The organism is Serratia sp. PL7 (assembly GCF_945957435.1).
Window position 1 is genome coordinate 2,708,912 of record NZ_CAMFLB010000001.1, and the last position, 18,099, is coordinate 2,727,010.

Here is an 18,099-nt window from a genome sequence, read left to right on the forward strand (position 1 = left end):
CCTTGTTAGGATTAAAACTATGGTTACTTTCCACACCAATCACGGCGATATCGTTATCAAGACCTTTGCTGACAAAGCGCCGGTTACCGTTGAAAACTTCCTGAACTACTGCCGCGCCGGTTTCTACGACAACACCATCTTCCACCGTGTGATCAACGGCTTCATGATCCAGGGCGGCGGTTTCGAGCCGGGCATGAACCAGAAAGCGACCAACGCGACTATCAAGAACGAAGCCAACAACGGTCTGAAAAACACCATCGGCACCCTGGCAATGGCACGTACCAACGATCCGCACTCCGCCACCGCACAGTTCTTCATCAACGTGGCTGACAACGACTTCCTGAACTTCCGCGGCGAAAACGCGCAAGGTTGGGGCTACTGCGTGTTTGCAGAAGTGGTTGAAGGCATGGACGTGGTCAACAAGATCAAAGGCGTGAAAACCGGCCGCAGCGGCATGCACCAGGACGTACCGGTAGAAGACGTCGTGATCAATAGCGTGACCGTCAGCGAGTAATCGCGGCTGCATGAGTACGCTGTTCATCGCAGATCTGCACTTGTGCGCACAGGAACCGGCAATCACTGCCGGTTTTCTGCGTTTTTTACGGCGCGAAGCGATGCACGCCGACGCGCTGTACATCCTCGGCGACCTGTTTGAAGCCTGGATCGGCGACGACGATCCCGAGCCGCTGCACGCGGAGATCGCCGCGGCGCTGAAAGCGCTGCAACAGGCCGGTGTGCCCTGCTATTTCATCCACGGCAACCGCGATTTTCTGCTCGGCAAACGCTTCGCCCGCGCCAGCGGCATGCAGCTGCTGCCGGAAGAAAAAGTGCTGGAGCTGTACGGCCGCAGGATCCTGATCCTGCACGGCGACACCCTGTGCACTGACGATCAAGCCTATCAGCAATTCCGCCGTAAAGTGCACAACCCGCTGATTCAAAAACTGTTCCTCGCGATGCCGCTGCGCTGGCGACTGAAGATCGCCGCCAAGATGCGCGCCCGCAGCCAGCAATCCAACCAGTACAAGTCGGACGCCATCATGGACGTCAACCCGCAGGCGGTCGAGCAAACCATGCTGCGCCACGACGTGCACTGGATGATCCACGGCCATACCCATCGCCCGGCGGTGCATCGGCTGGCATTGAGCAACGGCGAAGCCCATCGCGCGGTGCTGGGTGCCTGGCACGTCGAAGGATCGATGATCAAAGTCAGCGCCGACGCCGTCGAGCTGATCTCATTCCCATTCTGAATTCCGCACTGGCGCGCGAGTAAAAATTCGCGCTTTCGACGGTGAAAACCGGCGACGCAACCGTTTTCCTCGCCGTGCGCTCATGGTATGCTCTACGCCCTCATTCGGCCCTCAGCCGACGCCAGAAAAATCACAGGAGCCTTACACCCATGGGAGCCAACGCCGCTTCAGCCGCCACTACCGGGGCTAAAATCGCAATTGTAATGGGATCGAAAAGTGACTGGGCCACCATGCAGTTCGCCGCCGAAGTCCTGACCCAGCTCGATGTCCCCTTCCATGTCGAAGTCGTTTCCGCTCACCGCACGCCGGACAAGCTGTTCAGCTTCGCCGAGCAGGCTGCCGCCAACGGCTTTGACGTGATCATCGCCGGCGCCGGCGGTGCGGCGCACCTGCCGGGCATGCTGGCGGCGAAAACCCTGGTGCCGGTGCTGGGTGTGCCGGTGCAAAGCGCCGCGCTGAGCGGCGTAGACAGCCTGTACTCCATCGTACAGATGCCGCGCGGCATTCCGGTGGGCACGCTGGCGATCGGCAAAGCCGGCGCCGCCAACGCCGGGCTGCTGGCGATGCAGATCCTGGCGCTGCACGACGCCGCGCTGGCGCAGCGTTTGGCGGACTGGCGTCAGGCGCAGACCGAAGACGTCTTGAACCACCCCGATCCGCGGGAGGACGCATGAAGCCGGTTTGCGTACTGGGCAACGGTCAACTGGGGCGCATGCTGCGCCAGGCCGGCGAACCGCTGGGCATCGCCGTCTACCCTGTCGGCATCGATGCCGAACCTGAAGCGGTGCCGTATCAGAACAGCGTCATTACCGCCGAGATCGAACGCTGGCCAGAAACCGCGCTGACGCGCGAGCTGGCGACCCACAGCGCCTTCGTCAACCGTGACATCTTCCCGCGTCTGGCGGATCGCCTGACGCAAAAACAGCTGCTCGACCAGCTCGGCCTGGCGACCGCGCCGTGGCAGCTGCTGGCGAGCGCCGCCGAATGGCCGCAGGTGTTCGCTGCGCTGGGCGAGCTGGCGATCGTCAAACGCCGGGTCGGCGGCTATGACGGCCGCGGCCAATGGCGCTTGCGCCCGGGCCAGGAAGCCGAACTGCCGGCCGACGCCTATGGCGAGTGCATCGTCGAGCAAGGCATCAATTTCTCCGGCGAAGTGTCGCTGGTGGGCGCGCGCGGCCACGACGGCCGTTCGGTATTCTACCCGCTGACCCACAACCTGCATGAAGACGGCATCCTGCGCACCAGCGTGGCGCTGCCGCAGCCCAACCCGGCACTGCAGCAACAGGCCGAGCAGATGCTGGCGGCGATCCTGAACGAGCTGAACTACGTCGGCGTGATGGCGATGGAGTGCTTTATCGTCGGCGATCGGCTGCTGATCAACGAACTGGCGCCGCGCGTGCACAACAGCGGCCACTGGACGCAAAACGGCGCGTCCATCAGCCAGTTCGAATTGCACCTGCGCGCGATTCTCGGCCTGCCGCTGCCGCAGCCGGTGGTGAGCACGCCGTCGGTGATGGTCAACCTGATCGGCACCGCCGTCAACGAACAGTGGCTGTCGCTGCCGCTGGTGCATCTGCACTGGTATGAGAAAGAGGTGCGCCCGGGCCGCAAGGTCGGCCACCTCAATCTGAACGACCCGAGCGCCGCCGATCTGCGCCAGGCGCTGCAGGCGCTGGCACCGCTGCTGCCGGGTGAATACCAAAGCGGGCTGGCCTGGGCACAGCAGAAGCTGGCTTAACGGTTTATACCGCCGAAAAGAAGAAGGTTCAGCCCAGGCTGAACCTTTTTTTTGCCGCAAAGATCAACGCGAGCCGATGTTACGCAACGGTTTGCCGGCCATCAGATTGCGTTCAATATGTTCCAGAGAAATATTTTTCGTTTCCGGGATCAGCGCCAGCGTGATGAAAACAAACAGCACGTTAAGCCCCGCATAGACCCAAAAGGTGTGAGCGCTACCCAACGAATTCAGCATGGTCAGGAATGTCGCCCCCACGATCATATTGGCGATCCAGTTAGTGGCGGTGGAACAGGTGATGCCGAAATCGCGGCCTTTCAATGGCTGGATCTCTGAGCACAGCACCCAAATCAGCGGGCCGGCGCTCATGGCAAAGCCGACGATAAACATCAGCAGCATGACGATGGCGAAATATTGCTCCGCCGCCGAGTTCATGCCGATGTTCATCATGGTTCCCAGCGCCCCCATGCCGACGGCCATCACGATAAACCCAAGGATCAAAGTGGGCTTGCGGCCCCAGCGGTCTACCAGCCCAATAGCGATAAAGGTGGCCAGCACGTTGACCAGACCGACGATCACCGTGCCCCACATCTGCTGTTCCGTACTGGCGAAGCCCGCCAGACCGAAAATTTTCGGCGCGTAATACATGGTGACGTTCATCCCGGTGAACTGCTGCATCACCTGAAGAAGAATGCCAAGGAAAACCGCGCGGCGGAAATTTTTATTGCCTTTGAACAACGCCCAACCGCTTTGCTTCAGTTTGAGGCTTTCACGAATTTCATTCAGTTCATACTGCGCCTGGGCACTGCTGTCGCGCAGCTTCTCCAACACCTGACGCGCCTGCTCATGACGATTGCGCGAGGCCAACCACCGCGGGCTGTCAGGTAAAAAGAACACGCCGACCAACAACAGCCCGGCCGGGATGGTGATGACGCCCAACATCCAGCGCCAAGCACCGGTATAGCTGAATGCCGTATCAGACAGGTAAGCGGCCAGAATGCCGATGGTGATCATCAATTGATACATCGAGATCATGCTGCCGCGGATTTTCTCCGGCGCGATTTCAGAAAGATAAATCGGCGCGGTATAAGAAGCGATCCCCACCGCCAATCCCAGCAGAATACGTGAAACGATCAACACCTCCACGTTGGGGGCGAACGCAGAACACAGCGATCCCGCTACGAAGAGGATAGCGCCGATCATCAAACTGTATTTGCGCCCCAGCCGGAAGTTCATCCAGCCGCTGCCGATAGCGCCGACGGCGGCGCCAAACATCATTGAGCTGACCACCCACTCCTGCTGAGAGCTGGTGATCTGAAAAGTCTCGGTAATAAACGGCAGGGCGCCGGCGATCACGCCGATATCAAGACCGAACAGCAGGCCGGCCAAGGCGGCTAAAAAACAGACGAAAAAAGTCATGCCGACATGAGTCGGGCTTTTCTCCGCCGGTGTCACTTTGACGGTATCGCTCATACAGCCTCCAGGAGAAAACGGTCATCAGTGTGCGACATGATAGGAGGCAATGCGTCGAAGATAAGTGAGTGCGATCACATTAGTGAAAACGGTTACATTCCATTAAAAATGGATATGCTGTTTTTCAAGGTGGATAAAGTCGCTTAATTTATGCATAACCCTATAAATTAATGCATAAAATAGGCGAAACCAACCTGATATCCGTTGCACCGATTATCAAAGGTAGCCGTATTGACACAACATAAATGTAATCGATTTCACTCAAGGTAGGCATGAAGAGGAATAGCACCAGTAACGCGCCCAAGAAAAACGGCAGGCCCGGCCACGCTTGGCGGCAACGGACCTGCGACAGCAAGATCAACCCTCATAACTGCGGAACAGCGCCCGGCCGCGCAGCAGGCGCACGCCCAGCCAGCCGCCGCACAGCGACAGCAGCAGCGCGCTGGCCAGCGGCAGCGCCCACCACAGCACCGGCGTCGGCGTCCACGGGAAGTCAAACACCCGGCTCTGCAGCAGCCACAGCGCCGCCTCGGCGCCTACCGCCGCCGCGATGCCCGCCACCAGCCCCAGCAGGGCGAACTCGCACCACAGCGTGCGGCGCAGCAGCCGTTTGCCGGCCCCCAGCGTGCGGTACACCACCAGCTCCTGGCGGCGCTGACGCATGCCGACCTGCACCTGTGCCAGCAGCAGTAGGCCGCCGCACAGCACCACCAGAACCACCATCACCTCCAGCGCGCGGCTGACCTGTTGCAGCACGCCGCCGACCTGTTTCAGGATCGCGCCGATGTCCAGCAGGCTGAGCGTTGGGAACTGGCGGTTGAGCTGGGTCAGCATCTGGCCGTCGCCGTCGTAGCGGAAGCTGGTGAGCCAGGTCTGCGGCTGGCCGTCCAGCGCGCCCGGCGGGAAGATAAAGTAAAAGTTCGGCTTCAGGCTTTCCCAATCCACCTGGCGCAGGCTGGTGACTTTGGCGCTGAACGCCTGGGTATCGCCGCTGAAGGTCAGCGTGTCGCCCAGCGTGATCTTCAGCCGCCCGGCGATACCTTCATCCATCGAGACTTCGCCGCTTTTCGGCGGCCAATTGCCCGCCACCAACGGATTGTGATCCGGCAGTTCGGCCAGCCAGGTCAGGTTCAGCTCACGGTTCACCGCCTCGCCGCCCGGATCGTCTTCATGCACCCGTTCGGTCGCCACCTGCTGGTTTATCTCGGTCAGGCGCACCCGGACGATCGGGTAATAGGTTTCCGGTTTGATCTGGTGCTGCTGCAGGAAGGTTTTCACCTGCGGCACCTGCGCCTCGGTCATGTTGAGCAGGAAATAGTTCGGGCTGTCCGGCGGCAGCTGTTGCTGCCAGCGTTCGAGCAGATCGCCGCGCAGCACCAACAGCAGCGCCAGCAGCATGAACGACAGCGAGAACGCCGCCAGCTGGCTGATGGTTACCCACGGCTGATGCAGCAGGCGGTTGACCGCCAGCCGCAGCGCCAGGCTCTTGAGCGTGATGCGGCGCAGCAGCAGCAGGCTGCCCCAGCCGATGCCGCCCAGCAGCAGCGCCAGTACCGCCATACCCGCCAGGATCGCCCACAGCAGCGTGCTGGCCCCCATCAGCGTCACCAACAGCGCCACCACGATCGCCACCGTCACCGGCAGAAAGTAGCGCAGCGGCCAGACGTTGGCCACCACATCGCGGCGCAGCACCCGCAGCGGCTGGGTAGCCAGCAGCTGGCGATACGGCCGCAACCCGACCAGCAGCGAAATCAGCACCAGCGCGCCGAGCGCCCACAGCCACGGCCAGGCGCCGGCGGCGGGCAATGCAGCCGGCAACACCGGTTTCAGCAGGCGAATCAGCAGCGCTTCGAACGCCAGCCCGATCGCCCCGCCGCACACCGCCGCCAGCGCCATCACCGCCAGCCACTGGCCGACGATCAATTTACGCAGCGCGCCGCGCCCGGCACCAAGAGTTTTCAGCACCGCAATCAGATCGTAGCGGCTGCGGCAATAGTGGCTCATCGCCACCGCCACAGCGGCGATCGACAACAGCAGCGTCAGCAGAGCCGACAGCAGCAGGAACTGTTGGGAGCGCTGCAGCGACTTGCCGAGCGCGCTGCCGGACTCCTGTAGCCCGAACCAGCGCTGATCCGGCGTCAACTGCGGCGTCAACCGCGCTTCGTAACGCTGAATATCCGGCTCGACGCCGGCGAACATGTAGCGGTAGGTCAGCCGGCTACCCGGCTGCACTGCGCCGGTCTTATCGACGTCCGCCAGGTTGATCATGATGCGCGGCGCGGTCTGGAACGGATTGAAACCGGCGTCCGGCTCCTGAATGATTTCACCGGCGATGCGCAGCGTGGTGTCGCCCACCTCGAGCGAATCCCCCACTTTCACGTTCAGCAGCGCCAGCAAACGCGGCGCCACCAGCACGCTGCCCGGTTCGGGCTGGATGTTGGCCGGGCGAGTTTCCAGCTTGCCGTACAGCGGATAGGCCAGATCGGTGGCTTTCACGTCCGCCAGCTGCGGCCGATCGCCGGCATAGGTCATGGTGGTGAACGACAGCTGACGACTCACCTTCAGCCCCTGTTGCTGCGCGTCCAGCAGCCAGCCTTCCGGCACCGGATGCGCGCTGCGCAACACCCGATCGCCGGCGATAAAGTCACGGCTCTGCTGGCTGAGCCCTTTGTCCATGCGATCGCTGATGCTGCCCAGCGCCAGCACGCAGGCCACGGAGAGCGTCAACGCCAACCAAACGATCAGCAGCGACGGCGAGCGCCATTCGCGCCAGAACCAGCGCCAGATCATGCTTCCTCCCACAGCTTGCCTTCACGCAGCCGCAGCCGCCGCTGGCAGCGCGCCGCCAGGGTTTCGTCATGGGTCACCAGGATCAGGGTAGTGTCAAAATCGCGGTTGAGGGAAAACAGCAGGTCGGCGATGCGATCGCCGGTCTGACGATCGAGGTTGCCGGTCGGTTCATCGGCGAACAGCACCCGCGGTCGGCCGCTGAAGGCGCGCGCCAGCGCCACGCGCTGCTGCTCGCCGCCGGACAGCTGCGCCGGCAGGTGATCGAGCCGTTTCCCCAGCCCCAACTGATCGAGCAGTTGCACCGCCTGCTCGCGGCTCTGTCTGTCGCTCTCGCCGCGCAACAGCGCCGGCAGCTGCACGTTCTCCAGCGCGTTCAGCGTCGGCACCAGCATGAACGACTGAAACACGAAGCCGACATTCCTGGCGCGCAGCGCGGCGCGCCCCTCTTCGTCCAGCGCGGTCAGCGACTCGCCGAGCAAGCGCACCTCGCCTTCGCTGCCGTCATCCAGCCCGGCCAAAATGCCCAGCAAGGTCGATTTCCCCGATCCGGATTCGCCGATCAGAGCGATCGTCTGCGCGGGTTTGACAAGCAGCTCGACTCCGGTAAGGATGGTGAGCTGATGCTCACCCTGACCAACGTGTTTACTAAGATGATGAACTTCAAGAACGTTTTCCGCTGGCATCTTCCCTTCCTTTTGCTGTTGGGATTATTCAGTTTACGCGCTGCCGCCGCCGATACCTTGTTGATTTTGGGCGACAGTTTAAGCGCCGGCTACCGCCTGCCGATCGAGCGGGCGTGGCCGACGCTGTTGGCCGAACAGTGGCAGAAAAAACCGGGCGCGCCGCAGCTGGTCAACGCCAGCATCAGCGGCGACACCGCCGCGCAGGGGCTGGCGCGTCTGCCTGCGCTGCTGAAACAGCATCAGCCGCGCTGGGTGCTGATCGAGCTGGGCGCCAACGACGGCCTGCGCGGCTTCCCGGCGCAGGACGTACAGCGCGATCTCGGCCAAATCATCACGTTGGTGCAGCAGGCCGGCGCGCAGCCGCTGCTGATGCAGATCCGCATCCCGCCGAACTACGGCCGCCGCTATACTGAAGCGTTCGGCGCCGTCTACCCGGCGCTGGCCAAGCAGTTCAACATTCCGCTGCTGCCGTTCTATATGGAACAGGTGGTGGTGAAGCCGGAATGGATGCAGGATGACGGATTGCACCCCAATGGGGACGCCCAGCCGTTTATCGCCACCTGGATGGCGGAGCGCCTGGAGCCTCTAGTAAAGCATGAGTCTCACTAAATTAGGGTCGTACACTAGGTAAAGTTATGCAAAAAGCGGTATTGATAACCGGCTGTTCCAGCGGGATAGGCTTGATTGCGGCGCAGGATCTGCGCAACCGCGGCTACCGGGTGCTGGCTGCCTGCCGCAAACCGCAGGACGTGGAAAACATGCGCCAGCTCGGGCTGGAAGGCATCGAGCTGGATCTGGACGACAGCGCCAGCGTCGAGCGCGCCGCCGCCGAGGTGATCGCGCTGACCGACGGCCGCCTGTACGGCCTGTTCAATAACGGCGGTTTCGGCGTTTACGGCCCGCTCAGCCGCATTTCGCGCAGCCAGCTGGAGCGGCAGTTCGCCACCAACCTGTTCGGCACCCACCAACTGACCCAACTGTTGTTACCCGCGATGTTGCCGCACGGCGAAGGGCGCATTATTCAGACCAGTTCGGTGATGGGCCTGGTTTCCAGCGCCGGGCGCGGCGCCTACGCCGCCAGCAAGTTCGCGCTGGAAGCCTGGTCGGACGCGCTGCGCATGGAGCTGCACGGCAGCGGCATTCAGGTCAGCCTGATCGAACCGGGGCCGATCTCCACCCACTTTAGCCAGAACGTCAACCAGGCGCAGAGCGACAAGCCGGTGCACAATCCCGGCATCGCCAAGCGCCTGACGCTGCCGCCGGAGGCCATTCTGCCCAAATTGCGCCACGCGCTGGAAAGCCCGCGCGCCAAATTGCGCTACCCGGTGACCCTGCTGGCGCACGCCATGAGCGTGCTGCGCCGCATTTTGCCGGGCCGCTGTCTGGATTGGCTGCTGCGCAGCAACGCTTAATTCGCCCGCCGGGGTTGAAGAATGGCGGCGCGCCCCCATCTACACCCCATGGCTCCGCACGATCAGAGAGAAAAAAGATGCTAGCTCAAGCTGTTGTTGATATTAACGAAACTAACCTGCACCAGACGCTGGAACAGTCGATGTCCATTCCGGTGCTGTTCTACTTCTGGTCCGAGCGCAGCCAACACTGCCTGCAGCTCACGCCGGTGCTGGACAAGCTGGCGGCGGAATACGCCGGTCAGTTCATTCTGGCCAAGGTGGACTGCGACGCCGAACAGATGATCGCCTCCCAATTCGGGTTGCGTTCGATTCCGACGGTCTACCTGTTTAAAGACGGTCAGCCGGTCGATGGCTTCCAGGGCCCGCAGCCGGAAGAAGCGATCCGCGACTTGCTGCAGCGTTTCCTGCCGAAGGAAGAAGATCTGAAACTGGCGCAGGCGCAAGAATTGCTGGCCGCCGGCAACGCCGCCGAAGCGCTGCCGCTGCTGAAAGACGCCTGGCAGAGCAGCCAGCAGCGCAGCGACATCGGTCTGACGTTGGCCGAAACCCAGATCGCCCTCAGCCGCAGCGAAGATGCCGAAGCTGTGCTGGCGACCATCCCGCTGCAGGATCGCGATACCCGCTATCAGGGCCTGGTGGCGCAGATTGAACTGTTGAAGCAGGCGGCGGACACGCCGCAAATCCAGCAGCTGCAACAACAGGTGCACCAGCAGCCGGACAACGTCGAACTGGCGGTGCAGCTGGCGCTGCAGCTGCATCAGGTCGGGCGTAACGAAGAAGCGCTGGAACTGCTGATGGGGCATCTGAAGAAAGATCTGGCCGCCGCCAACGGCAGCGCGCGCAAAACCCTGATGGACATTCTGGCCGCGCTCGGCACCGGCGACGCGCTGGCCGCTAAATATCGCCGCCAGCTGTACTCCCTGCTGTACTGATATCCGTCATACTTGAAGCTGCATCCAGGCGGCAAATGTGAAAAGCCCTGGGAGCTTAGATAACTAAGTGACCAGGGCTCGAACGTGCAGCCAGCTTGAAATATGACGGGGATTAGCGATAGACCCGCACCCCGCCCTCCACGCCCGCCGGGCTGAACAACACCTGCCACAGCTGAATGTTGCGCGAACGGAACGCGCCGGCGCAGGCGTTCAGGTAATAGGTGAACATGCGTTCGAAGCGCTCGGAATAACCGCCCATCAGATCCGGCCACGCCCGTTTGAAATTCTCCAGCCAGGCCATCAGCGTGCGATCGTAATCGGCGCCAAAGTTGTGCCAATCCTCCATCACGAAACGCCCTTCGCTGGCCTCGGCGATATGCCGCACCGAAGGCAGGCAGCCGTTGGGGAAGATGTATTTGTCTATCCAGGCGTCGACGTTGAGATCGGTTTGATTGGAACCGATAGTGTGCAACAGGAACAGACCGTCGGGCTTCAGGTTGCGCGCCGCGACGCTGAAGTAGGTCTCGTAGTTTTTCGGCCCGACGTGCTCGAACATGCCGACCGACACGATGCGATCAAACTGACGATCCAGATCGCGGTAATCCTGCAGCAAGATCTCGACGTCCAGCCCGGCGCAGCGTTCCTGCGCCAGCTTCTGCTGCTCGGCCGAAATGGTCACGCCGTGCACCGAGACGCCGTAGTTTTGCGCTGCAAACTGCGCCAGCCCGCCCCAGCCGCAGCCGATATCCAGCAGCGTCATGCCCGGTTTCAGCTGCAGTTTCTCGCAGATCATCCTGAGCTTGTCCTGCTGCGCCTGCTCCAGCGTCTGCGCCTCTTTCCAGTAGCCGCAGGAGTATTGCATGTAAGGGTCGAGCATCGCCCGGAACAGGTCGTTGCCGATGTCGTAGTGTTCTTTGCCCACCTGCCAGGCACGCTTGCGCGATTGGCGGTTGAACAGCCGGGCATAGGCGATGCGCGCGATGTCGCTCAGGCTTTTCGGCAGCCGCTCATCGACGCCGGCCTGCAAAATGCGGGTGAACAGCATATCCAGCCGTTCGCACTCCCACCAGCCGTCCATATAACCTTCGCCGAAGCCGAGCGAGCCTTCCTGCAAAATGCGTTTGAACAGCGCCGGGTTATGCACGCGGATATCCCAGGCGCGCGGGCCGTTGATGGCGACGCCGGCTTCCGCCAACATCTCCTCCACAATGCGATACCAACGATCCTTCTTCTGGGCGAGTTCATCAACACTGAGCGAATCCATAACAATCCTTGGCCGAAATGTCATTTCAAAAAGCATAGTCGCAAATAAAAATGACAACTTTTTGACGGTAAATACAGGGGGTGTTTTTACTCTAGCCAAGGCGAGCAACAGCATGAAATGAATAAAAATTATTGAAATCATGCCATTTAGGCATACTTATTTTTCAGCTGTGCCACACTTGTCGTGACAACACTCTGTTCCAGACGCGGGATCCACCGCTCGCGGGTTGCGTCAGCGCCCTGGATTAAGTCGCGGTATCAGTAGGCATTTTTCCGGCGCTGACGTAATATCTGTTTACATATGTCTGACAGGAGGTTTGCATGCTTACTTTTATTCCCATCGTGATCGTCGTCGCGCTGATTGTGGTGTTCGCCGGCGTCAAAATTGTGCCGCAGGGGTTCCAATGGACGGTAGAACGCTTCGGCCGCTACACCAAAACGCTGATGCCGGGGCTGAACCTGGTGGTGCCGTTCATGGACCGCATCGGCCGCAAAATCAACATGATGGAGCAGGTGCTGGATATCCCTTCCCAAGAGGTGATTTCCCGCGATAACGCCAACGTCGCCATCGACGCGGTGTGCTTCATCCAGGTGGTCGATCCGGCGCGCGCCGCCTACGAGGTTAGCAACCTCGAACAGGCGATCGTCAACCTGACCATGACCAACTTCCGCACCGTGCTCGGCTCAATGGAGCTCGACGAAATGCTGTCGCAGCGCGACAGCATCAACAGCCGCCTGCTGCACATCGTCGATGAAGCGACCAATCCTTGGGGGGTGAAAATCACCCGTATCGAGATCCGCGACGTGCGGCCGCCGGCGGAACTGATCGCCTCGATGAACGCCCAGATGAAGGCCGAGCGCACCAAGCGTGCCGACATCCTGGAGGCAGAGGGGGTGCGTCAGGCGGCCATTCTGCGCGCCGAGGGGGAGAAACAATCGCAGATCCTGAAGGCCGAGGGCGAACGCCAGTCGGCGTTCCTGCAGGCGGAAGCGCGTGAACGCGCCGCCGAGGCCGAGGCGCGCGCCACCCAGCTGGTATCCGACGCCATCGCCAGCGGCAACATTCAGGCGGTGAACTACTTCGTGGCGCAGAAATACACCGACGCGCTGCAAAAGATTGGTTCCTCCAACAACAGCAAAGTGGTGATGATGCCGCTGGACGCCAGCAGCCTGCTCGGCTCGATCGGCGGCATTACCGAATTGCTGAAAGAAAGCAAAGGCAAATAATCATGCTCGAACTGATCGCGGCGAATCCGCTGTGGTTCTGGCTCTCTCTCGGGGGCGTGTTGCTGGCGGCGGAAATGCTCGGCGCCGGCGGCTACCTGCTGTGGAGCGGTGTGGCGGCGCTGTTGGTCGGCGCCCTGATCTGGCTACTGCCGCCGCTTTCCTGGGCATGGCAAGGCATGATCTTCGCCGTCCTGACCGTCGTCGTCGCTTACCTGTGGTGGTACTGGCTGCGTCGGCGCCCGGCAGCCGCATCCGGCGGGTCGCCGGTGCTCAACCAGCGCAACCGCCAGCTGATCGGCACCCGCGCCACGCTGACGGAGCCGATGCACAACGGTATGGGGCGCATTAATATCGGCGACAGCAGCTGGCGCGCGCAGGCGGCGGAAGATCTGCCCGCCGGCACCGAGGTGGAAGTGGTGGCGGTGGAAGGGGTCACGCTGGTGATCCGCGCCATCAGCCGTTAATTAGAACGACAACACCCCGCCAGGTTATTGATGATGGGGCACTCCGCCCCCTCATCGCCCGGGCATTGTTCCGCCAGCGTCAGCAGGCGCTGGCGCATGTTCCCCAGCTCGCTGATGTGCTTTTCGATCTCCGCCACCTTCTGCAGCGTGCGCGCCTTCACGTCGGCGCTGTGGCGGGCCGGATCGTTGAACAACGCCACCAGTTCGCGGCACTCGTCCAGGTTGAAGCCCACCTGCCGCGCCTGACGCAGCAGCGTCAGCTCTTCGACATGCTTGGCGGAATAGTGGCGGTAACCGTTGTCGCTGCGGATCGGGGCGGTAATCAGCGCTTTCTCTTCGTAAAAACGAATCGTCTTGCTGGTTAACCCGGTTTTTTTCGCGACGTCGCTAATATTCATTTCCCCTCCTTGACCTTACCCTTGCTGGAAGGTTTAAGCTCCATTCTTAGTGAAAACAGGTCCGGCGGTCAACCTTTAAACACCGCCCTTTAAGCAAGGAGTTCAATCATGTCACACACCACTATGCTGGCATTGCAGGGGCTGTCCTGCATGAACTGCGCACAGCGGGTGAAAAAAGCCCTGGAAAGCCGCAGCGATGTCGAACAGGCGGAGGTTAACGTCCATTACGCCAAAGTGACCGGCGAAGCGCCGGACAGCGCGCTGATCGACAGCGTGATCGCCGCCGGTTATCAGGCAGAAGTCGCGCCGCGCGCCGACACCGAACTGCAGCTGAGCGGTCTGAGCTGCATGCACTGCGTCGGCAGCACCCGCAAGGCGCTGGAAGCGGTGCCGGAGGTGTTCGCCGCCGAGGTCGAGATCGACAGCGCGAAAGTGTACGGCGATGCCGATCCGCAGGCGCTGATCGCCGCGGTGGAACATGCCGGTTATCACGCCAGCGTGGCGGGTGCCGTCGTCCCAAAAACTGAGCCGTTGACTGACGCAACACCTTCGTTGCCGGACGTTCAGCCAGCGGCGCAGCCTCCCCTTCCGGCAACCGACAACGCGGACGACAGCGTACAGCTGCTGCTCAGCGGCATGACCTGCGCCAGCTGTGTCAATAAAGTGCAGCATGCGCTGCAAAGCGTCCCCGGCGTTGAACACGCGCGCGTCAACCTGGCGGAGCGCAGTGCGCTGGTCACCGGCGCCGCCGATGCGCAGGCACTGGTAGCGGCGGTGGAAAAAGCCGGCTACGGTGCCGAGATGATTCAGGACGAGACCGAACGTCGCGAACGCCAACAGCAGACCGCACGCGCCAACATGAAGCGCTTTAGCTGGCAGGCAGCGCTGGGGCTGGCGTTGGGTATCCCGCTGATGGCCTGGGGGCTGTTCGGCGGCAGCATGACGCTGACGCCGGAAACCCAGCGCCCCTGGCTGCTGGTCGGCGTCATCACCCTGGCGGTGATGGTGTTTGCCGGCGGGCACTTCTACCGCAACGCCTGGCGCGCGCTGATGAACGGCAGCGCCACCATGGATACCCTGGTGGCACTCGGCACCGGCGCCGCCTGGCTTTACTCGATCGCCGTCAACATTTGGCCCGATTTCTTCCCGACGGAAGCGCGCCACCTCTATTACGAGGCCAGCGCGATGATCATCGGTTTGATCAACCTCGGCCATGCGCTGGAGCAGCGCGCTCGTCAGCGTTCTTCACAGGCGCTGGAGCGGTTACTGGATCTGACACCGCCCACCGCGCGGCTGGTGACCGACGACGGCGAACGCGATATCCCGCTGGCGGAGGTGCAGCTCGGCATGACGCTGCGGCTGACCACCGGCGATCGCGTGCCGGTCGACGGTGAAATCGTGCAGGGCGAAGTCTGGCTCGATGAAGCGATGCTGACCGGCGAAGCGGTGCCACAGCAGAAAGGCCCCGGCGATACGGTGCATGCCGGGACGGTGGTCGACGACGGCAGCGTGCTGTTCCGCGCCGCCGCCATCGGTAGCCAAACCACGCTGGCGCGCATCATCAAACTGGTGCGTCAGGCGCAGAGCAGTAAACCGGCGATTGGCCAGTTGGCTGACCGCGTCTCGGCGGTGTTCGTGCCGGCGGTGGTGGCGATCGCCCTGTTCAGCGCAGCGATGTGGTACTTCTTCGGCCCGCAGCCGCAGCTGGTCTATACGCTGGTGATCGCCACTACGGTGCTGATCATTGCCTGCCCGTGCGCATTGGGCCTGGCAACGCCGATGTCGATCATCTCCGGCGTCGGCCGCGCGGCGGAGTTCGGCGTGCTGGTTCGCGACGCCGACGCCCTGCAACAGGCCAGCCAGTTGGACACCCTGGTGTTCGACAAAACCGGCACCCTGACCGAAGGGAAACCGCAGGTGGTGGAGATCCTGACCTTCAATCAGGTCAGCGAGCAGCAGGCGATCGGCTGGGCCGCCGCGCTGGAACAAGGCTCCAACCACCCGCTGGCGCGCGCCATCATGGAACGCGCCGCCGGGCAAACGCTGCCGCAGGTGGCGCAGTTCCGCACCCTGCGCGGCGCCGGGGTCAGCGGGGAGATCGACGGCGCGCAGTTGCTGCTGGGTAACGCCGCGCTGCTGGAACAGCATCAGGTCGCGACCGCCGAACTGGATGCGCCGATGCGCGCCCAGGCCGAACGCGGCGTGACGCCGGTGCTGCTGGCCGTTGACGGTAAACCGGCCGCGCTGTTCGCCATTCGCGATCCGCTGCGCGAGGACAGCATCGCGGCGCTGCAGCGCCTGCACCAGCAGGGATATCAGCTGGTGATGCTGACCGGCGACAACCCGGTGACCGCCAACGCCATCGCCAAAGAGGCCGGTATCGATCGGGTGATTGCCGGCGTGCTGCCGGACGGCAAAGCGGCGGCGATCAAACAGCTGCAGGCGCAGGGCCAACGCGTGGCGATGGTCGGCGACGGCATCAACGACGCCCCGGCGCTGGCGCAGGCCGACGTGGGCATCGCGATGGGCGGCGGCAGCGACATCGCCATCGAGACCGCCGCCATCACCCTGATGCGTCATAGCCTGCACGGGGTGGCGGATGCGGTGGAACTGTCGAAGGCCACGCTGCGCAACATGAAGCAGAACCTGTTCGGCGCCTTTATCTACAATACGCTGGGCATTCCAATCGCCGCCGGCGTGCTCTACCCGCTGACCGGCACGCTGCTCAGCCCGGTGGTGGCGGGCGCGGCGATGGCGCTGTCATCGATTACCGTAGTCAGCAACGCCAACCGGCTGCTGCGTTTTAAACCCAGGAAGTGAGCTCCGGGGCGCCGTCAAGGCGCCCCGCTGTTTTCCGGGCTTCCCTGCGCGGCGGATAGCGTTTAGCATGAATGACGATTTTACCTCGCCTTGCACGCGAAAACGCGCACCCGTTATTCAGGAGCCACGCCGTATGGGTCAACTGTTACGCCGCCTCGCCGCCTTTCTCGGCCTGATCTCGCCCAAAAGTTACGCTTATCCGGCGCTGGACATCACCCTGCCGGGCGAACGTCGGCTGCATCTGGTGGGCAGCATCCATATGGGCACCGTCGATATGTCGCCGCTGCCGCCCCGGCTGGCCGCCCGGCTGCAACAGGCCGACGCGCTGATCGTCGAAGCCGATATCACCGGCGCCGCCTCCCCTTTCGACCACGCCGAACAGCAGCCGGAGCTGGAACAGCGCCTGTCCGCCGAAGAGTATCAACAGCTGCTGGCGCTGTGCCACGAACTGGGCGCCGATCCGCACGCCTTCGCCACCCTGCCCGGCTGGCAGGTGGCGCTGATGATGCAGGCGCGGCAGGCTCAGCGTCTGGGGCTGCGCGCAGAGTACGGCGTAGATTATCAGCTGCTGCAGGCCGCCCGGGCGCAGGACAAACCGGTGATCGAACTTGAAGGGGCGCAGCAGCAGTTGGCAATGCTGGAACAGCTGCCGGAAGGCGGCATCGCACTGCTGCGCGATACGCTGGAACACTGGCATACCAACGCGCGGCTGCTGCAAACCATGGTGAGCTGGTGGCTGGACGCCAAACCGCGCGGCACGCTGGACACGCTGCCGGCCACCTTCAGCGCTGGGCTGTACGACGTGCTGATGCATCAGCGCAATCGCGACTGGCGGCGTCAGCTGGAGGCGCTGCCGGCCGGGGACTATGTGGTGGCGGTTGGCGCATTGCACCTGTATGGCGAGGATAACCTGCCGGCGATGCTGCAGCCACAGGGGTAAAAAAGTGGCCAATATCGCTATTGGCCAGTCAAAGAGGAATTTCTTGTATTCTAGTTATACGCATAGCAACCGTGTTAACGGTTACAGTAAACAGGGTAGCAACCCGGTGAATATCTTGGCAACCCGCTTTATGCAACAGCCGCTCAGGTTGCCGTGCAGGTTGGATTTTTGTATTTTTAAGGCTGGTTATCACCCCTTCCCCGCTGGGGACATTTTGGACAACACATCATGACGCCCGCAGTCGTTCTGCTTGAAAAACAAAAGGTCGCCTTCACCCTCCATCCTTATCACCACGACAGCGACGAAACTAATTTCGGCGACGAGGCGGTGAGAAAGCTGGGGCTGGATGCCGATCGGGTTTACAAAACCTTGCTGGTGGCGCTGAACGGCGACGCCAAACACCTGGCGGTGGCGGTCACGCCGGTCGCCACCCAGCTGGATCTGAAAAAGGTTGCCCGCGCCCTCGGCGCCAAAAAGGCCGAGATGGCCGATCCGCAGCTGGCGCAGCGCGTCACCGGGTATCTGGTGGGCGGCATCAGCCCGCTGGGGCAGAAAAAACGGCTGCCGACGGTGATCGACAGCCCGGCGCAAGCGTTCGCCACCATCTACGTTTCCGGCGGCAAACGCGGGCTGGACATCGAGCTGGCCGCCGCCGATCTGTGCCGCCTGCTGGCCGGCAGCTTCGCCGACATCGCCAAACGCGACTGACGCCGCG

At 62.4% G+C, this 18,099-nt stretch carries 17 protein-coding genes; 12 read left to right on the forward strand and 5 right to left on the reverse strand.

Going from position 1 to position 18,099, the window contains the following annotated elements; translation table 11 throughout:
- Positions 1-19 precede the first annotated feature (19 nt).
- The 4 genes from ppiB to purK all read left to right on the forward strand — a co-directional run bounded on the left by ppiB (position 20) and on the right by purK (position 2,985).
- Positions 20-514, forward strand: a complete 495-nt coding sequence (ppiB, locus tag N6G83_RS13210; RefSeq protein WP_025301816.1) for a peptidylprolyl isomerase B — start codon at positions 20-22, stop codon at positions 512-514.
- Positions 515-524: 10 nt separating this feature from the next.
- On the forward strand, positions 525-1,247 hold the full coding sequence (locus tag N6G83_RS13215) for a UDP-2,3-diacylglucosamine diphosphatase (protein WP_016928801.1): 723 nt from the start codon (positions 525-527) through the stop codon (positions 1,245-1,247).
- 149 nt (positions 1,248-1,396) lie between these two features.
- Positions 1,397-1,921, forward strand: coding sequence for a 5-(carboxyamino)imidazole ribonucleotide mutase (gene purE / locus N6G83_RS13220; RefSeq protein ID WP_025301815.1), 525 nt, complete (start codon positions 1,397-1,399; stop codon positions 1,919-1,921).
- Positions 1,918-2,985, forward strand: coding sequence for a 5-(carboxyamino)imidazole ribonucleotide synthase (gene purK, locus N6G83_RS13225; RefSeq protein ID WP_004940189.1), 1,068 nt, complete (start codon positions 1,918-1,920; stop codon positions 2,983-2,985). Before purE ends, purK begins: the two co-directional genes overlap by 4 nt.
- Before the next feature lie 63 nt (positions 2,986-3,048).
- Here the strand turns inward: purK and N6G83_RS13230 are convergent, their stop codons facing one another.
- From N6G83_RS13230 to ybbA, 3 genes are all read right to left on the reverse strand, one after another.
- The gene (locus tag N6G83_RS13230; protein ID WP_043135713.1) at positions 3,049-4,455 is read right to left on the reverse strand and encodes a sugar porter family MFS transporter; all 1,407 of its coding nucleotides are present in this window, start codon (positions 4,453-4,455) and stop codon (positions 3,049-3,051) included.
- A gap of 357 nt (positions 4,456-4,812) precedes the next feature.
- Positions 4,813-7,245, reverse strand: a complete 2,433-nt coding sequence (gene ybbP / locus N6G83_RS13235; protein WP_260515465.1) for a putative ABC transporter permease subunit YbbP — start codon at positions 7,243-7,245, stop codon at positions 4,813-4,815.
- The gene (gene ybbA / locus N6G83_RS13240; RefSeq protein ID WP_025301812.1) at positions 7,242-7,928 is read right to left on the reverse strand and encodes a putative ABC transporter ATP-binding protein YbbA; all 687 of its coding nucleotides are present in this window, start codon (positions 7,926-7,928) and stop codon (positions 7,242-7,244) included. The genes ybbP and ybbA overlap by 4 nt, the downstream gene beginning before the upstream one ends.
- Between ybbA and tesA the strand changes: the two genes are divergently transcribed.
- From tesA to N6G83_RS13255, 3 genes are all read left to right on the forward strand, one after another.
- A complete protein-coding gene (gene tesA / locus N6G83_RS13245; protein WP_162472522.1) occupies positions 7,899-8,537 on the forward strand; it encodes a multifunctional acyl-CoA thioesterase I/protease I/lysophospholipase L1 in 639 nt (212 codons plus the stop codon). The two genes, ybbA and tesA, sit on opposite strands and share 30 nt — an antisense overlap.
- A 26-nt stretch (positions 8,538-8,563) precedes the next feature.
- Complete coding sequence (locus N6G83_RS13250) at positions 8,564-9,340, forward strand: SDR family oxidoreductase (protein WP_004940195.1); 777 nt, start codon at positions 8,564-8,566, stop codon at positions 9,338-9,340.
- A 77-nt stretch (positions 9,341-9,417) separates the two neighbouring features.
- The gene (locus N6G83_RS13255; protein WP_260515468.1) at positions 9,418-10,272 is read left to right on the forward strand and encodes a co-chaperone YbbN; all 855 of its coding nucleotides are present in this window, start codon (positions 9,418-9,420) and stop codon (positions 10,270-10,272) included.
- A 112-nt stretch (positions 10,273-10,384) separates the two neighbouring features.
- Here the strand turns inward: N6G83_RS13255 and cfa are convergent, their stop codons facing one another.
- Positions 10,385-11,536 carry a cyclopropane fatty acyl phospholipid synthase gene (gene cfa / locus N6G83_RS13260; protein WP_260515469.1) on the reverse strand — a complete coding sequence of 384 codons (1,152 nt, stop codon included), beginning with the start codon at positions 11,534-11,536 and terminating at the stop codon, positions 10,385-10,387.
- A 320-nt stretch (positions 11,537-11,856) separates the two neighbouring features.
- On the opposite strand from cfa, the gene N6G83_RS13265 reads away from it, so the two are divergent.
- Positions 11,857-12,762 carry an SPFH domain-containing protein gene (locus N6G83_RS13265; RefSeq protein ID WP_004940203.1) on the forward strand — a complete coding sequence of 302 codons (906 nt, stop codon included), beginning with the start codon at positions 11,857-11,859 and terminating at the stop codon, positions 12,760-12,762.
- Between the two features lie 2 nt (positions 12,763-12,764).
- Positions 12,765-13,226, forward strand: a complete 462-nt coding sequence (locus N6G83_RS13270) for an NfeD family protein (RefSeq protein WP_025301808.1) — start codon at positions 12,765-12,767, stop codon at positions 13,224-13,226.
- On the opposite strand, the gene cueR is transcribed toward N6G83_RS13270, so the two are convergent.
- Positions 13,223-13,624, reverse strand: coding sequence for a Cu(I)-responsive transcriptional regulator (gene cueR, locus N6G83_RS13275; RefSeq protein WP_025301807.1), 402 nt, complete (start codon positions 13,622-13,624; stop codon positions 13,223-13,225). The two genes, N6G83_RS13270 and cueR, sit on opposite strands and share 4 nt — an antisense overlap.
- Positions 13,625-13,732: 108 nt before the next feature.
- Here cueR and copA point away from each other — a divergent pair, with 108 nt between their 5' ends.
- The 3 genes from copA to ybaK all read left to right on the forward strand — a co-directional run bounded on the left by copA (position 13,733) and on the right by ybaK (position 18,092).
- A complete protein-coding gene (gene copA / locus N6G83_RS13280) occupies positions 13,733-16,444 on the forward strand; it encodes a copper-exporting P-type ATPase CopA (protein ID WP_260515472.1) in 2,712 nt (903 codons plus the stop codon).
- A 133-nt stretch (positions 16,445-16,577) separates the two neighbouring features.
- The gene (locus N6G83_RS13285) at positions 16,578-17,384 is read left to right on the forward strand and encodes a TraB/GumN family protein (RefSeq protein WP_025301805.1); all 807 of its coding nucleotides are present in this window, start codon (positions 16,578-16,580) and stop codon (positions 17,382-17,384) included.
- A gap of 228 nt (positions 17,385-17,612) precedes the next feature.
- Positions 17,613-18,092, forward strand: coding sequence for a Cys-tRNA(Pro)/Cys-tRNA(Cys) deacylase YbaK (gene ybaK, locus N6G83_RS13290; protein WP_004940240.1), 480 nt, complete (start codon positions 17,613-17,615; stop codon positions 18,090-18,092).
- Positions 18,093-18,099: the final 7 nt, after the last annotated feature.

Bases quoted from the DNA above. Each gene is read 5' to 3' on its own strand.
- ppiB (WP_025301816.1), top strand. From the start codon at position 20: ATGGTTACTTTCCACACCAATCACGGCGATATCGTTATCAAGACCTTT.
- N6G83_RS13215 (WP_016928801.1), top strand. From the start codon at position 525: ATGAGTACGCTGTTCATCGCAGATCTGCACTTGTGCGCACAGGAACCG.
- purE (WP_025301815.1), top strand. From the start codon at position 1,397: ATGGGAGCCAACGCCGCTTCAGCCGCCACTACCGGGGCTAAAATCGCA.
- purK (WP_004940189.1), top strand. From the start codon at position 1,918: ATGAAGCCGGTTTGCGTACTGGGCAACGGTCAACTGGGGCGCATGCTG.
- N6G83_RS13230 (WP_043135713.1), bottom strand. From the start codon at position 4,455: ATGAGCGATACCGTCAAAGTGACACCGGCGGAGAAAAGCCCGACTCAT.
- ybbP (WP_260515465.1), bottom strand. From the start codon at position 7,245: ATGATCTGGCGCTGGTTCTGGCGCGAATGGCGCTCGCCGTCGCTGCTG.
- tesA (WP_162472522.1), top strand. From the start codon at position 7,899: ATGAACTTCAAGAACGTTTTCCGCTGGCATCTTCCCTTCCTTTTGCTG.
- ybbA (WP_025301812.1), bottom strand. From the start codon at position 7,928: ATGCCAGCGGAAAACGTTCTTGAAGTTCATCATCTTAGTAAACACGTT.
- N6G83_RS13250 (WP_004940195.1), top strand. From the start codon at position 8,564: ATGCAAAAAGCGGTATTGATAACCGGCTGTTCCAGCGGGATAGGCTTG.
- N6G83_RS13255 (WP_260515468.1), top strand. From the start codon at position 9,418: ATGCTAGCTCAAGCTGTTGTTGATATTAACGAAACTAACCTGCACCAG.
- cfa (WP_260515469.1), bottom strand. From the start codon at position 11,536: ATGGATTCGCTCAGTGTTGATGAACTCGCCCAGAAGAAGGATCGTTGG.
- N6G83_RS13265 (WP_004940203.1), top strand. From the start codon at position 11,857: ATGCTTACTTTTATTCCCATCGTGATCGTCGTCGCGCTGATTGTGGTG.
- N6G83_RS13270 (WP_025301808.1), top strand. From the start codon at position 12,765: ATGCTCGAACTGATCGCGGCGAATCCGCTGTGGTTCTGGCTCTCTCTC.
- cueR (WP_025301807.1), bottom strand. From the start codon at position 13,624: ATGAATATTAGCGACGTCGCGAAAAAAACCGGGTTAACCAGCAAGACG.
- copA (WP_260515472.1), top strand. From the start codon at position 13,733: ATGTCACACACCACTATGCTGGCATTGCAGGGGCTGTCCTGCATGAAC.
- N6G83_RS13285 (WP_025301805.1), top strand. From the start codon at position 16,578: ATGGGTCAACTGTTACGCCGCCTCGCCGCCTTTCTCGGCCTGATCTCG.
- ybaK (WP_004940240.1), top strand. From the start codon at position 17,613: ATGACGCCCGCAGTCGTTCTGCTTGAAAAACAAAAGGTCGCCTTCACC.